The sequence below is a fragment of the Bacillus sp. FJAT-27251 genome (assembly GCF_001273925.1).
In the GTDB taxonomy this organism is placed as follows: domain Bacteria; phylum Bacillota; class Bacilli; order Bacillales; family Cytobacillaceae; genus Mesobacillus_B.
Genome location: NZ_LIGG01000001.1, coordinates 450,992 through 466,091, shown reverse-complemented (window position 1 = coordinate 466,091; position 15,100 = coordinate 450,992). Strand labels below are relative to the sequence as shown.

The following is a 15,100-nucleotide window of genomic DNA, read 5'->3' as shown; positions in this document are numbered from 1 at the left end:
TTGGGTGAAAAACGGTGCTCACGGTCGCCAATGAGCCTCCTTGGCGCAATTATCCCGCCATTGCAAGCAAATAATTGCGCCAATCCCCGCTCTTACCGAAAATTGAAGCCGGCCCAACGAGAAAAATTACGCCAACACCCGTTCTTACCGCAAATCCAACCCAGCCCAACCAGAAAATTTGCGCCAATCCCCGCTCTTAACGTAAATTCAAGCCAACTCGACCGGAAAATTTGCGCCAATCCCCGCCCTTACCGCAATCCAACCCGGCCCAACGAGAAAAATTACGCCAACAACCACATCAACGCAAATCCAACCCGGTACCAACCTGTAAAACTCGAGGTACCTTCCTAATAAATGCAAAGGAGAATACCCTATGCTGATTCATATAAACGAACAAATCAAGCAATTCCATCTGACGAACGGCCAGGTGAGCTATATCTTCCATGTGATGAAAAATGGGCAGCTGGGCCATCTTTACTACGGCAAGAGCCTCCGCCACCGCGAGGATTTTTCACATATGCAGACATGTGATGTGCCGACAGCGGCGAGCTGCCATGTGTATGCTGATGATCCTGCTTTCTCGCTGGAAACGCTGCGCCAGGAGTACCCGGCCTACGGAAACTCAGATTTCCGCGAGCCGGCGATCTCGGTAAAAAAACCGGATGCACCGCATACGCCGAATTTCTTCTACCAGTCATACAAAATCATCGAAGGAAAACCAGCGCTCCAAGGGCTGCCGGCAACTTACGCTGACCATCCGGAACAGGCAAGCACGCTGCAAATAGTGCTAAAAGACGAGTTCCTTGCCGCGGAGCTGACGCTGAACTACACGATTTTCAAAAACTTACCGGTCATCACCAGAAGCGCCTCGCTTAAAAATGAGGGAAGCGGACCGCTCACAATCGACAGGCTCATGGGTGCATCGCTTGACCTGCCGGATAAAGACTTCACGTTTGTCCACCTGGCGGGAACGTGGTCGCGCGAACGCCATGTGAAGGAAAGGCCGCTGCAAACAGGCATCCAGTCGATTTCGAGCCTGCGCGGAGCAAGTTCGCATCATCATAATCCGTTCCTGGCCCTGAAGCGCCCGCACGCGACCGAGCATCACGGCGAAGTGCTTGGCTTCCAGCTCGTCTACAGCAGCAATTTCATCATCCAGGCGGAAGTCGACCATTATGATATGACGAGGGTCACAATTGGGATCCATCCTTTTGGCTTTCAATGGAATCTTGCGCCGGGTGAGAGCTTCCAGACCCCCGAAGTCGTCCTGGTTTATTCCAGCCAAGGCCTCAACGGGATGAGCCAAAGCTTCCATAACCTTTACCGCCAGCATCTGATTCCGGCCCAATGGAGGAAACAGGAGCGGCCTATCCTGATCAACAACTGGGAAGCGACCTATTTTGATTTTAACGAAGAGAAGCTGGTCCAGATTGCCCAGTCTGCCCTCGAACTCGGGATTGAACTGTTTGTCCTGGACGACGGCTGGTTCGGAAAGCGGAACGACGATACCACCTCACTTGGTGACTGGCATGTGGATAAAAACAAGCTGCCGAATGGCCTCGGAAGCCTGGCCGCTAAAATCACGGCGAACGGGATGAAATTCGGCCTCTGGTTCGAGCCGGAAATGATCAGCCCGGACAGCGACCTGTTCCGGAAGCATCCCGACTGGGCCGTCGGCCTGAAGGGGCAGAACCGTACCCTGGGCCGGAACCAGCTTGTGCTCGATTTTTCCCGGCCGGAAATCGTTGAATACCTGTATGAAAAGATGGCAGGCATTATCCGCCAGACGAAGCTCTCCTACATCAAATGGGACATGAACCGCAATATTACCGAAGCATTTTCGGCGAAACTGGCGCCGCACCAGCAGGGCGAGTTTTTCCACCGCTACATTCTCGGGGTGTACGCCCTTTATGAAAAGCTGACAGGCGAATTCGGCGATGTGCTGTTTGAATCATGCGCCGGCGGGGGCGGCCGGTTTGATCCGGGCATGATGTATTATGCGCCGCAGGCCTGGACGAGCGATGATACCGATGCTGTCGAAAGGCTCAAGATCCAGTACGGAACGTCCTTTGCCTATCCGCTCTACAGCATGGGCTCGCATGTCTCGGCGGTGCCGAACCACCAGACATTGCGCGAAACGCCGCTCTCGACCCGTGCCAATACAGCCTTCTTTGGCACCTTCGGCTACGAGCTTGACCCGCTCGGGCTGACAGAGGAAGAGCGGGGAGCTGTGAAGGAGCAGGTCGCTTTTTACAAAAAACACCGCCAGCTGGTCCGGGATGGCCATTTTTACCGGCTGCTGAGTCCATTTGAAGGAAGCGAGACCGCCTGGATGATTGTCAGCGAAGACAAGTCGGAGGCGCTTGTCGGCTGGTACAAGGTGCTGGCGGAAGCCAACCCGAAGAAGCACCAGACACTGCTTCTGAAAGGACTGGACGAGGAGGCCCTTTACGAAATCAACAGCGGCAGGGAATATTTCGGCGACGAGCTTATGCAGGCGGGCCTCATCCTGCCAGCTGAGTTCAACGGTGTCAATGGACGGCACGCCAAGCGCGGCGGCGACTTCCAGTCAGAGGTGTTTTACCTGAAGCGAAAATAAGCGGGGGGCCGAATCTCCCCCAAAAAACAACAGGGACATGGATACAGCTCCATGCCCTGTTTGCATATAAAAAGGAAATCCTGGTTATATTACCCCTAAATTCTATAAAGCCACGAGGTGAAAAGCCGTGCAGGCCAAACAAGAAGAAATGCTTCAGCAGATGAGATCGATGGTGCAGGAACTGACCAGGATGCAAATTGAGTACTGKAGATCCTTTTCTACGTTCAGGGACTTGGAATTATGGGTCGTTTTAGCCATGTTAATCGTACCCTTGATTTTATTGTATCTGTTCATCGACCGGAAGAACATTTTTCTTCTTGGCTTTTTCGGCCTTAATTATCATGTCTGGTTTCAATATGTCAATGCTGCAGGAATCTCTCTTGGTCTCTGGGAATATCCTTATCAGTTCGTTCCATTCCTGCCGAGCTTTGCCCTGGATGCTTCCTTTGTTCCGGTTTTGTTCATTTTCCTCTATCAGTGGACACTGAAAACCAATAAAAACATTTATCTTTATGCCATTCTCTTATCTGCCGTATTAGCGTTTGTCCTAAAACCGATTATGGTCAGCATTCATCTATTCCATATGTTCAAGGGAATCAACTATTTCCATCTTTTTGTGTTTTACATCCTGTTCTTCCTCATCTCCAGGCTGATCACCAACCTGTTTATCTGGCTGCAAAAGAAGGCGGGAGAATAATGGGGAGTTCCATACAGGGACTCCCTTCCTTCTATTCCTGTGAACTCTCCTTTTCCMCTCCATTCCGATATTCCCTCGGGGTTGTCCCCGCAAGCTTTTTAAACACTCTTGTAAAATAGGCTGCATCGGCAAACCCGACGGCGCCGGCAATCCAATCGATCGAGGAACGGTCTTTCAGCAGCAGCCCTTTCGCTTTTTCAACCCGGGTCTGGTTCAGGTAATGGGTCATCGTCATGCCCGTTTCCTTTTTGAACTGGCGGGAGAGGTGCGCGGGATGAACGTCAAGTTGTTCCGCGAGTTCCTCGAGCCCAAGCGGGTTCCTGTAGTGGACAGCCAGATGGCCCAAGGCTGTCTGCACGAGCAGGGAATAGCCGGAGATAGCCTGGCTTTTCACCAGGTCGCAATACTCGTCGGCCATCGTCCCGAGCATCTTTCTGAACGCTTCAACGGAATTGATCCGTTCAATTTTAATCGCAAACTTCTCGGAAAGATGATGCAGGTAAAAAGGGGGCACTCCTGCGCTTTCGGCGGCAAGCCTTAATGTGGTATTCAGGATAATCAGGGAGTTTTTGGCGGCCCTGACCGGCTGGTTCGGAAACCGCTCGGAGAAATCATATAAGTTCCCGCTTTGCCTCAGTATGTCCTGCACGGCTTGTTTGTCCCCGTTTCTGACTCCTTCAACGATCCTGCTGTTCATTTCATAACGCAAATCGATCAATGCGTATTCGGGTTCGGAGTCCATCTCTGTCCGCACCTTTTGTCGCTGCCTTTCATCCCCGCTCTTTTCACTTTCATAGAATACCGGAACCTGCCTGATGGTCCGGATGCCATGAAGCACATTCAAAAAGCTTTGCAGCTGGGAGGACTTGACCAGGGGCAAGCCTGCCAAAAATTCCTTCATCGCAACTCTGTCGCGCTGGGACAGCGAGTCTGTGCCGGCCATGTCAGGCATTTTACTTAAAAACGGTCCGAATGCAAACAGCGAAGGCACACCATCTTCATATCCATCACCTTCATAGGCACTCTGTTCATAGGCACCCGCCGCGTAGGCCAGCCCCGCTTCGGTCGTGTAGACAAGACAGGCATCTTCCACCTCACCCAGTCTGGCGGACAGCTCTCTGAGCGCTTTTTCCTGGACAGGCAGAAGAAAGGGAGGCAAAGGGTGCGGGGTATGGTTCATCACCGATTGCCCATTGGAATGAAGGGCATGAACATTCAAGTTTGTCATGTAGTGAAGAGTCAACAATTCGGCCGCAATGGGCAAAGATGTGTTCGGCATGGTTCGTTCATCCTTCCTGCTATGCTAAAAAATCCCTGAGTCTATGTTAATTAAGTGATGAAAATGCAATTATCGTCCTTTTATAAATCTATTATTATCTATATAATTTGGAATGTAAACACTTTCAGATATAGGAATATTAAAAATAGGCAGTAAATCTTAATGTAGTGGAGGTAAAAAAATGGGTGAGGCTGCAAAACAACTAGACCAGCAACCGGTATCTTCAGGCATGGATGAGAAAAAGACCCGTCCATTTGGTGTAAGGGATAAATTCGGTTATTTATTTGGTGACCTTGGAAACGATTTCTTTTTTACATTTGTATCCGCTTTTTTGATGGTGTTCTATACGGATGTATTCCATATAAGTGCCGCAACGGTCGGTGTCCTGTTTTTAGTCGCCCGGCTGTGGGACGCAGTTGCCGACATGGTATGGGGCCGCTTCATTGATACCCGCAAGACAACAAAGAATGGCAAGTTCAGGCCTTGGATTTTGCGAATGAGCTTTCCGCTTGTCTTTTCAGGCGTGCTGATGTTCGTCACCATCCCGGGAATGTCGGATGGATTTTACCTGGCGTGGGCGTTTGTCACCTATATTGTCTGGGGGACGCTGTACAGCACGGTTAACATCCCTTACGGTTCAATGGCGTCTGTAATCACAGCTAATCCTGTCGAACGGACTACTTTATCCACGTGGAGAACAATGGGAGCGATGATTGCAAGTCTGATCATCAATGTGCTTGGTCCGCTGGTAGTATTTGTCGACAACCAGATCGATGCCAACAGGATGTTCATGACAGCTGTTGTCTTCGGTGTCCTGGCAATGGCCTGCTATATCGGGTGCTACAAGCTTTCAACGGAACGGATCGTCGCCCCGGATAATACGGGACAGGGCGGGAACTTTGGCCAATCAATGAAAGCGTTGTTAAAGAATAAACCGCTGATTGCGATTCTGCTTGCCTCCTTGACGTTTATGGTGTGCACGATGCTCGTCGGGGCTGTCAACGTGTACCTGTTCAAGGATTACTTCAGCAATGCAGCCGCTCTAAGCATGTTCGGCCTTGTCCAGGCGGGTTCTGTGTTCTTCGCAATCCCGGCGGTCAAGCCGCTTGTGGCGAGGTTTGGCAAGAAAGAAATCGCTGCAGCCGGCATGGCAGTGGCAGCACTCGTCTACTATGCCCTGTACCTTTTGCCAAATCTTGCGGCCATCCAATTTGTGGCCATCACGACGGTTGGCATGCTGGGCTTTGCGTTCTTCAACCTTGTCGTCTGGGCGTTCGTTACGGATGTCATCGATTATCATGAATACCTTACTGGTCTTCGTGAGGATGCGACTGTTTATTCGGTCTACTCGATGGCCCGCAAAGTCGGCCAGGCAGTCGCCGGCGGAATTGGCGGTTTCGCCATTGCCGCTGTCGGCTATAATGCCGCCCGCCAGACTCAGACACAGGAAGCGCTGGATGGGATCTATGCCCTCGGTACACTGGTGCCGGCATTGATTTACACCTTCATCTTCATCGTTTTAGTCTTCTTTTATCCATTGAATAAAAAGAGAACCTTGCAGCTTGCTGCCGACCTGGCAGAAAAGCGCGGAAAGCAATATTAATAAATGGAAGGGAGCCAGACATTTTCGTCTGGCTCTTTTTGTTTGCCCTCAGCCACGGCTGGGGAGGGGAACCAGCTGGTTTTTATGATGAATGGGATAATAATTACTTTATTTTATTAATAGGAAAAGGCGCTTATTTTCGAGGAGAATTGCATCACAAACTTCGAAAGTAAGCGGTTTATTAAAAAATGCCAAAAATTTAAATTGACCGAAAAGTATAATTATATTATTATTCTAATACATTATAAAAAACCTTTCGTTAGACGTTAGAACAAATCAGCCAAGAAGGTCAGGGGGAACTATTATGTCACAGATGCTCGCGCTCGTGATCATCATATTTATTTTATTTATTGGAGATTTAGTCGCAGTCCGCACGAAGGCGTGGGTGCCGTCCATGTTCGTGTGTGCGGTCCTGTTCCTCCTCGGCTACTGGACCTTCTTCCCGCAGGATATCGTCGCAGTAGCAGGCGTGCCGCCAGTTGTGGCGACCATGATGATGTACTTGCTCATCACCAATATGGGGACGCTGCTATCGCTTCAGGAATTGAAAAAACAGTGGAAGACGATTGTCATCGCACTTAGCGGTATTGTGGGAATCGTGGTGTTTTTATTAGGAATCGGTACGTTTCTGTTCGGCTTTGAAACAATGGTGGTTGCGATTCCGCCATTGGTCGGCGGCGTGGTTTCCGCGTTGATCATGTCGGAGGCAGCCAGCAATGCCGGCCTTGTCACATTGTCCGTGTTTGCGGTTGTCATCTATGTCATCCAGGGATTTGCGGGCTACCCGATTACGTCCGTCATGCTGAAAAAGGAAGGGAAACGGCTCCTGAAGCAGTATCGCAGCGGAGAACTTGGCATCAAGGTTTCTCCGGAAGCCCAGGCTGAAAGTGCTGCTGCAGCCGAGGCTGGCACACAGGGACTAAGGCTGTTTAAAAACATGCCCGAGAAATACAATACGGATTTCTTCAAATTTTTCAGGCTGGCACTCGTCGGCTATCTCGCCTACCTTGTCTCGACCCTGCTCGCACCTGTTGTCAGCATCAGTCCATTCATTCTCTGCCTGCTGTTCGGAGTGCTGGCGTCAAGCGTTGGTTTCCTGGAAAGGCAGGTCCTGCAAAAGGCAAATGGCTTTGGTTTCGCCCTCATGGCGCTGATGCTGTTCATCTTTGACGGCTTGAAGCAGGCAACGCCAGGCATGATGCTGGAAATCCTTTACCCGCTTATTGGAACCATCATCATCGGCATCATCGGCATGTACGTGTTTTCATTCATCGTCGGCAAAATCATGAAAGTCAGCAAGGAAATGGCCTTTGCCGTTTCACTGACCGCACTGTACGGATTCCCGGCGGACTACATCATCACCGATGAAGTCATCAAGTCGCTGACAGACGATGAGCAGGAAAGGGAAGTCCTGACCAGCCACATGCTGCCGCCAATGCTTGTCGGCGGATTCATCACAGTCACCATCGTATCTGTCGTATTAGCAGGCATCTTTGTCGGATTCCTGTAAAAAACGGAGGGAAAGAACATGAACGGACTAAAAACAGCCTCTAAAGAACAAATAGAGCACCATATCAAGGCTTTGAGCCGGTTTACAGCAACGCCGGGCCAGGGAACGACCAGGCTTTCCTACAGCCAGGAAGATTTGCAGGCTCGCACCTACCTGATAGAAAAAATGCGGGAGTATGGCCTGCAGGTGCGGGAGGACGGCTTTGGCAATATCTTTGGCAAGCTCGAAGGAAGTATCCCCGAAGCGCCCAGCGTCCTGATCGGTTCCCATTTCGACTCGGTGCCAAACGGAGGAGATTACGACGGGCCGGCGGGAGTGGTCGCGGCCCTGGAAGTGGCCCGGCTTTTCTTTGAGAACGGCCTCAAGCCGAAATACCCGCTGGAGATTGTCGCGCTTGTCGAAGAGGAAGGCGCCAGGTTCGGCGGCGGCCTGATGGGATCGCGCGGCATCACCGGCCTCCTGGACGAAGAGGGATTCAGGCAGTTGAAAGACAAAAATGGCATCACAGCTGAAGATGCGATGAAAAAGATCGGACTGGACCCGGCGCTTCCAAAGGCCAGGGACCCGAAGACGATGAAGGCCTTCCTCGAACTGCATATCGAACAAGGGCCAATCCTGGAAGAGAAGAACATTCCGATTGGTGTCGTGGAAGCGATCGTCGGCCTGACCCAGCTTGAAGTGACGGTGAAAGGGCAGGCGGGCCATGCCGGCACGACGCCGATGGACCGCCGTGCCGATGCATTGGTCGCGGCTTCGAAAATCATTGGCCAATTGCCGGAACTCGCCAGCGAGGTGGGCCATGGCACGGTGGCAACAGTTGGCCGGCTGAACGTGTTCCCGAACGGCGCCAATGTGATTCCGGATGAAGTGGTATTCTCCGTCGACATCCGCTCCGGGCAGGAAGAGCATGTCCAGCAGGCTGTCGCCAAAACGGAGGAGCTTGTACAGTCCTTCGCTTCAGGCGGAATCGAAACGTCTGTAAAGCAGCTTTTATACATGAAGCCAAAGGCCCTGAATGAAGGGATCATTTCCCTGTTCAAACAATTAAGCGATAAACTCGGACTTCAGCATACCCCAATCAACAGCGGGGCTGGACACGATGCGATGGTATTTTCCGATTTTACCGATGTCGGTATGCTGTTCATTCCAAGCAAAGATGGCCTGAGCCACTGCCCGGAGGAATGGTCGGATGCAGAACACATTGCCAGTGCCGCCGAGATCTTTTATGAAGCTGCAAAGCACTTAACGGAGGTAGAACAATCTTGATTTCACATAAAATAAAAGAAGCGATCAAAGAATACAGCGAGGAATTGACTGAACTGCGGCGGAAGCTTCACAGCGAGCCGGAGCTGTCCTGGGAAGAAGAGAACACCACGAGGTTTGTATGCGAGTACCTCGAGAACCTCGGCATCTCCTACCGGCGCACAGAACCAACCGGGGTGATCGCCGAAATCAAAGGCGGAAAGCCGGGCAAAACAGTTGCGCTTCGCGGCGACATGGACGCGCTGTCTGTCGAGCAGCTGGACAAGGAGCTTTCCTATGCATCCAAGGAAGACGGCAAAATGCATGCTTGCGGTCATGATGCCCATACGGCGATGCTCCTGATTGCCGCCAAGGCGCTGAATGATAGCAAGGATGAGATTCCAGGGAACGTGCGCCTGATTTTCCAGCCGGCGGAAGAAGTAGCGGAAGGAGCCAAGGCCCTTGTGAAGCAGGGAGCCGTTGAAGGCGTCGACAATGTCTTCGGCATCCATATCTGGTCGCAAATGCCGACACATAAGGTCAGCTGCCCGCCAGGACCGACTTTCGCTTCGGCCGATCTTTTTAAAGTGACTTTCAAGGGTAGGGGCGGTCACGGAGCGATGCCTGAAGACTGCATCGATGCGGCCATTGTTGCTTCTTCTTTCGTCATGAACGTGCAGAGCGTGATTTCGAGGACAATCGATCCCCAGCAGGGCGCGGTCCTCACCGTCGGCAAAATGGTTGTCGGCACCCGCTTCAATGTCATCGCCGAAAACGCGGTGATCGAGGGCACGGTCCGCTGCTTCGATCCGGCAACGCGCGATCATATTGAAAAACAGCTTGCGCATTATGCCGAGCACGTGGCCGCGATTTACGGCGCCACAGCAGATGTGGACTATATCCGCGGCACCCAGGCCGTCATCAATGACGAAACCAGCGCGAAGCTTGTCCAGTCCGTCGCAGCCGAAGCCTTTGGCGAAGACGTGCTGCACAGCGAGAAGCCGACGATGGGCGGAGAGGACTTCTCCTACTATCTCGATGAAGTGCCAGGAAGCTTCGCCCTTGTTGGCAGCGGCAACCCCGACAAGGATACCCAGTGGGCGCACCACCACGGCCGCTTCAACATCGACGAAGACGCCCTCGCCACCGGCGCTGAGTTGTATGCACAGTATGCCTGGGCCTATCTGAACGGGAAGTAAGGAACAGGGCATAAGAAATGGCACTGCCTCTTTGGGCAAGTAGTTCTGTTTTGAAATGCAACCAGTAGGAAATTTTATAAAAAATAATGCTTGGAGCAGTGTCTCCAAGCATTATTTTTGTTTAAGGAAGTTCTCATCCAGTTTCTGTGGTGATAGAAGAACGTTGATTGTACTGCGTTTGAAAAATAAGCGGAAACTTTCCGCTTAAGTTGGGAAATACCTGTATTTCCCGAAATATAAAGGGAGTTTTTCCGTCTATACGCACCTAATCTATAGATTTGGTGCTATAAAAGAGCAATTAGTCGGAATAAATCCGCTTATTTCTGCTTTTAACGGGCATGTTTTTGCATTAACCGGAATCTCTCCGCCTATGAATTCCTTACTATAAAAAAGACGCAGTCCAATTCAGTTGTGATTTGGACTGCGTCTTTTGGCTGCTAAACAAGTATTCAGTGGGGGTGAAGAAGCCCCCGCTGAATATGTTTCATCTTATACTTCTCTTTTAGCTTCCGTTTCTGCGACAATCAGGGCGCAAGCGGCATCTCCGGTGATGTTCACGGCTGTACGGGCCATGTCGAGCAGACGGTCGATCCCGATTATTAGCGCGATTCCCTCGACAGGCAGGCCTACAGAGTTAAGGACCATCGCCAGCAGAATCAGGCCAACCCCAGGTACTCCGGCTGTGCCGACACTCGCGAGAACCGCGGTCAAAACAACGGTCACCAGCTGGGTAATCGTAAGGTCGACACCAAAAACCTGGGCGATGAATACGGTCGCGACCCCCTGCATGATTGCCGTCCCATCCATATTGATCGTCGCGCCAAGCGGCTGGACAAAGCTTGAGACCGGCTCAGGCACCTTAAGATTTTCCTGGGCGGTGCTCATGGAAATCGGCAAGGTCGCATTGCTGCTTGAAGTACTGAACGCCACGCCCATCGCCGGGGCGAAGCCTTTGAAAAACCAAACCGGGTTTTTCTTGGCCAGCACGGCCACTGCCGTACCATAAGTGAACAGCCCATGAAGGAGCAAAGCCAGCAACACTAAGGACATATAAAGCCCCATTGCTTTGATGGCGCCCAGCCCTTGGCTGCCGACCGCTGAGACAATCAGCCCAAACGTGCCGTACGGCGCAAATTTCATGACTAAATTGACAAGGAACATCATTAAATCATTTCCCTGTTCAAACAGGTTATAGATTCCTTTTGTCCGGTCGCCCAGCATCGCCAGCGCAAAGCCGACAAATACAGAAAAGGCAATGATTTGAAGCATGTTTCCGTCGGCGAAAGCTTGAACCGGATTTGTAGGAATGATATTCAGCAGCGTTTCAGAGATAGGGGGAGCCTTCGCTGCTTCATATTCCAGGCCGGTGATGTTAAAACTGCCAACTTCTCCTGGCTTAAAAATCAGGGCAAGCGACAGGCCGATTATGATGGCAATTGCTGTTGTTATCAGAAAGAAACTAACCGTCTTCAAGCCGATACGGCCCAGTTTTTTAGGGTCGCCAAGTCCCGCCGTTCCCACAACAATTGAAAAGAAGACAATCGGAACGACCAGCATATTAATCAGGTTCAAAAAGATTTTTCCAAGCGGAGTGAAAATGAACTGGTCAAGCTGGGGGAAAATGCCCGGCAGGAACAGATTGATCAGCAGCCCTGTAACCGCTCCTGCTATCAGGGCAATAATAATTTTAGTAGATAGTTTCATAATGTGACCTCCTTCATCGATGTGTTATAAATTACCAAATAAAGGCAATAAAAATACACAGAGGTAAAAACCACTGTGCATGGATGCAGTGTTTTCCTCTCAACACGCTTACGAGGTTAGCTGTCGGGTTCGGGCTATGAGAGTACCCTACCTGTAAAGGATTCACCCCAAATACTTGAATAAAAGTAAAATTGGTTCCCCCGCTCAAAGATTAAGCGATATTATCATTTTTTTAATATAATATCAGTTATAAGCGGTTTTGGGAATAAAAAAATGTATCCAGTTCACTATGCAGGCAAACTTCGGGGGGGGGGGGAATGCCCCATTCCTGTGCCAATCCGGCTGGAGTATGTACATACGAATGTTATTTGGATAAGTTTCATGCTGAGCTAAAATATGAAGGCAGGAAAGGAAAACAGTGCATGCCTGGAAGAGCCTGAGGCACCCCAAGCTCTTGTTTTTAAGTCGTTATCTTCGGCTATCGTTTCGGGTAGGATACTTTGGAACTCCGGCTTGCCAGGATCTTTTTGACAATTGGATAAAGAATCGGAGCCCATTTTAATGCTGTTCTGAACAATCTTACCATCGCTGATCCCTCCTATCAGGCTAGTCCTATAATTCCCGGTTTCCACACAGATAAAACCAACCCGAGGAGAGTGGAAAATTGAAATTCACCAAAATTCTCACGTCGCCATCATCTGTTCGGATTATCAAAAGTCAAAAAGCTTTTATGTAGATGTCCTCGGACTGAAACCCGTCCGGGAAGTTTACCGTGAAGAAAGGGATTCCTATAAACTCGACCTTGAAGTCAACGGCCAATATCAAATCGAGCTGTTTTCATTCCCGGACCCACCCAAACGTCCAAGCTACCCCGAGGCAGCCGGGCTGCGGCACCTGGCATTTGCGATTGAAAACATCGACGAAGCCGTCAGCCACCTGAAGCAGCACGGAATTACAGCCGATGAAACCAGAACCGACCCGCTAACAGGTAAAAAATTCACCTTCTTTGCCGCTCCGGACGGCTTGCCGATTGAGATTTATGAGGGATAGCGCACTCAACTATGTTTATGTATCATATGAATGCATTAATGCTTCAACGACAGCGATAAATGCATCAAATATGAGATTTATGCATCAGTTATTTAATTTTATCGAAAAAATAGTAACAGACTTTTGTTAAAGACAGCCAAAGATACGTTCAATCTGGCTTATAAAAATAGACTCTAGCTTTATTCTCTCCTTTAAAAGGAACATTCACGGCTGCTAGCATTCTTCTGGTCTTTTGCCTGGATGAAAGGAGAAGGAAATCGCGAATCTGGGAATTGGTAAAAGTGGGGGAAATCAGAAGAAAATAATCGTTTATCCCTTGAATAGGTGCATCTTTTGAGTGGAATCCGCAATCCGGGCATTTCCACCAGGCTTTCAGCTCCACCATCGGAACAGTGCCGCATTTTGGACATTCCACACCAGTTAAAAGGTCATTTTCCGTCAAACCAAAGTCTTTTAATACATCTGTTTCGAGAGGAACATTCTTTTTAATGAGTAGCCTGCCAAGCTTTCTGAGACCCTTTGCATCGAGAACTTCTCTCTTGTATGCCCCATCACAGCGGAAGATAAAATTGTGCAGTCCTGAGACGGGCTGGACTCTTTGGCGGACAGCAGGGTCGGAGCGTTCCATTTTAATGATGGAAGATGGCTGGCTGATGATGACAACATAGTCAACGGGTAAAGGCGGAAAATGATGTGCCTTGAGCCACTTTCGCAAGCTTCTCTGATGATGCTGGGCTTGGGCAACAGGATCTGAATATCCGTCTGTCTTGCTGTTTATCGTACGGATCAGCTGACCCTGCTCGTCAAATAATAATTCACCGGCAATGTTTTTGGTTTCGATAATGAGGGCGTAACGGGTGGTCAGAAGTAGAAAATCCATTTGAAAGAAATGTGAACCATTGGCAAGGCGCAAACCGTGGAAAATATGGTAGGGGTGGTCATCCAGAAGGGATAGATAATAATATACCGTTTTCTCCCCCCTGAAGCCTGCATACCTGCGGGCCCATTCCTCCTGGATGGTGTTCCATTTGGGATGACTGACTGGCAAACGCCTCTTCAACGCCTCCAATTTCTCCAAAATAGGCGGGATTTGCAGTTGGTTTATGAACAAGTTAATCCTCCTTTCGTTTACTGAAAAAATTCTTCAGGTTATTAGTAAAATCCTGCTTCCGATTTACTGTTAGAAGGAGTTTTTTTGAGTAATTGAAGGAAAGATTTAAGGATATGCATCAATGATAAGCATTTATCATTCATTTAAGTGAAGTAATGAATCAAATTTCCTCTTTTATGCATCAATAATTTGATTTTATAGAAAAACCTGTGTCCAAACGGTGAACAACCAGGCAACCTCTGCCAACCCCGCACCCCACAAAAAACCCCCTTCCACACACGAAAGGGGGTTCAGCTCCTACAGCAAAATCTCGATATTCTTTTCGTTTTTGGCACGCAGGTCTTCGATGTGCTTGCTCATTTCTTCATTCTTCTTTTGCGCAATTGCCTGCTGCTCGAGCTCAGGCTTCATGGCTTCGAAGTCCTGGACTTCCTGCTTCATGCTTTCGGCCTGCTCTTTATATTGATCGTAAACGACCTTCACTTCGTCCTCGGATACCTTAACGTCGCCAATGTTTTTATCGAGGTACTGCGTGATAATCAGCTGCTGGCGAACCTGCTGAGTCAATTCTTCTTCGGTGATCTTGTTTTCTTTCAAGGCTGCTTGATACTGCTTATCATCTTCAAATTGTTTTTTTACGTTGCCGATTTCGGCATCTATTTCTTTCTGTCCAACAGAAATTCCATCATCCTCGGCGCTTTGAAGCACGAGCTTTGTATTTATCAATTGGTCCAGCACGGATTGCTCGACCTGCTTTTTCATTTCACCATCGATTTCTTCAAAGTCGACCCCTTGCTGTGTGTACATGGCCTTCGTTGCTTCCAGCTCTTTCTGGTATTCCTCGGAAGCGATGTTCTCGCCATTTACGGTAGCGACAACCTCTTTGTTGTTTTTCTCCTTGTTGCTTTCCTTATCGGCACTATCACTGCTGCAGGCTCCCAATACAAGAGTACCCACAAGCATCAACATAAACCAAAATGCGACTCTTTTCATATCATTTTCCCCCTTATTCAGCATGTCCGCTATTCTAGCACACTTATCGCCTTAGCAGAGCCATGTCATCAAATTGTTAGCTTCATGTAATACGGCTCTACATAATTAATTAA

The 15,100-nt window shown here is 49.6% G+C and carries 12 protein-coding genes and 1 riboswitch; of the genes, 7 read left to right on the top strand and 5 right to left on the bottom strand.

Features of this window, described 5'->3' with window-relative positions; genetic code table 11:
• The first annotated feature begins 373 nt into the window (after positions 1-373).
• Positions 374-2,599, top strand: a complete 2,226-nt coding sequence (locus tag ADU22_RS02190; protein ID WP_053360696.1) for an alpha-galactosidase — start codon at positions 374-376, stop codon at positions 2,597-2,599.
• Between the two features lie 127 nt (positions 2,600-2,726).
• Positions 2,727-3,296, top strand: coding sequence for a CBO0543 family protein (locus ADU22_RS02185; RefSeq protein WP_156324299.1), 570 nt, complete (start codon positions 2,727-2,729; stop codon positions 3,294-3,296).
• A gap of 31 nt (positions 3,297-3,327) precedes the next feature.
• Here the strand turns inward: ADU22_RS02185 and ADU22_RS02180 are convergent, their stop codons facing one another.
• A complete protein-coding gene (locus ADU22_RS02180) occupies positions 3,328-4,575 on the bottom strand; it encodes a helix-turn-helix domain-containing protein (RefSeq protein ID WP_053360695.1) in 1,248 nt (415 codons plus the stop codon).
• A 181-nt stretch (positions 4,576-4,756) separates the two neighbouring features.
• Here ADU22_RS02180 and ADU22_RS02175 point away from each other — a divergent pair, with 181 nt between their 5' ends.
• The 4 genes from ADU22_RS02175 (at position 4,757) to ADU22_RS02160 (ending at position 10,129) form a co-directional block, all read left to right on the top strand.
• A complete protein-coding gene (locus ADU22_RS02175) occupies positions 4,757-6,178 on the top strand; it encodes an MFS transporter (RefSeq protein WP_053360694.1) in 1,422 nt (473 codons plus the stop codon).
• 304 nt (positions 6,179-6,482) lie between these two features.
• Positions 6,483-7,688 (top strand): hypothetical protein, encoded by a 1,206-nt coding sequence (locus ADU22_RS02170; RefSeq protein WP_053360693.1) that lies wholly within the window; start codon positions 6,483-6,485, stop codon positions 7,686-7,688.
• Between the two features lie 18 nt (positions 7,689-7,706).
• Complete coding sequence (locus ADU22_RS02165) at positions 7,707-8,954, top strand: Zn-dependent hydrolase (protein ID WP_053360692.1); 1,248 nt, start codon at positions 7,707-7,709, stop codon at positions 8,952-8,954.
• The gene (locus ADU22_RS02160; RefSeq protein ID WP_053360691.1) at positions 8,951-10,129 is read left to right on the top strand and encodes an amidohydrolase; all 1,179 of its coding nucleotides are present in this window, start codon (positions 8,951-8,953) and stop codon (positions 10,127-10,129) included. The genes ADU22_RS02165 and ADU22_RS02160 overlap by 4 nt, the downstream gene beginning before the upstream one ends.
• A 489-nt stretch (positions 10,130-10,618) precedes the next feature.
• Here the strand turns inward: ADU22_RS02160 and ADU22_RS02155 are convergent, their stop codons facing one another.
• Both ADU22_RS02155 and yxzF read right to left on the bottom strand, forming a co-directional pair.
• A complete protein-coding gene (locus ADU22_RS02155) occupies positions 10,619-11,833 on the bottom strand; it encodes a dicarboxylate/amino acid:cation symporter (protein ID WP_053360690.1) in 1,215 nt (404 codons plus the stop codon).
• 91 nt (positions 11,834-11,924) lie between these two features.
• Positions 11,925-12,061: riboswitch (cyclic di-AMP (ydaO/yuaA leader) on the bottom strand.
• 250 nt (positions 12,062-12,311) lie between these two features.
• Entirely contained in the window at positions 12,312-12,419 is a 108-nt protein-coding gene (gene yxzF / locus ADU22_RS25590; protein WP_502688732.1) for a small protein YxzF, read from the bottom strand.
• Positions 12,420-12,496: 77 nt separating this feature from the next.
• Here yxzF and gloA2 point away from each other — a divergent pair, with 77 nt between their 5' ends.
• Positions 12,497-12,883, top strand: coding sequence for an SMU1112c/YaeR family gloxylase I-like metalloprotein (gene gloA2 / locus ADU22_RS24080; protein WP_082252981.1), 387 nt, complete (start codon positions 12,497-12,499; stop codon positions 12,881-12,883).
• Positions 12,884-13,031: 148 nt separating this feature from the next.
• On the opposite strand, the gene ADU22_RS02150 is transcribed toward gloA2, so the two are convergent.
• Positions 13,032-13,994, bottom strand: coding sequence for an NERD domain-containing protein (locus tag ADU22_RS02150; RefSeq protein WP_053360689.1), 963 nt, complete (start codon positions 13,992-13,994; stop codon positions 13,032-13,034).
• Between the two features lie 297 nt (positions 13,995-14,291).
• Positions 14,292-14,987 (bottom strand): SurA N-terminal domain-containing protein, encoded by a 696-nt coding sequence (locus tag ADU22_RS02145; RefSeq protein WP_053360688.1) that lies wholly within the window; start codon positions 14,985-14,987, stop codon positions 14,292-14,294.
• Positions 14,988-15,100 lie beyond the last annotated feature (113 nt).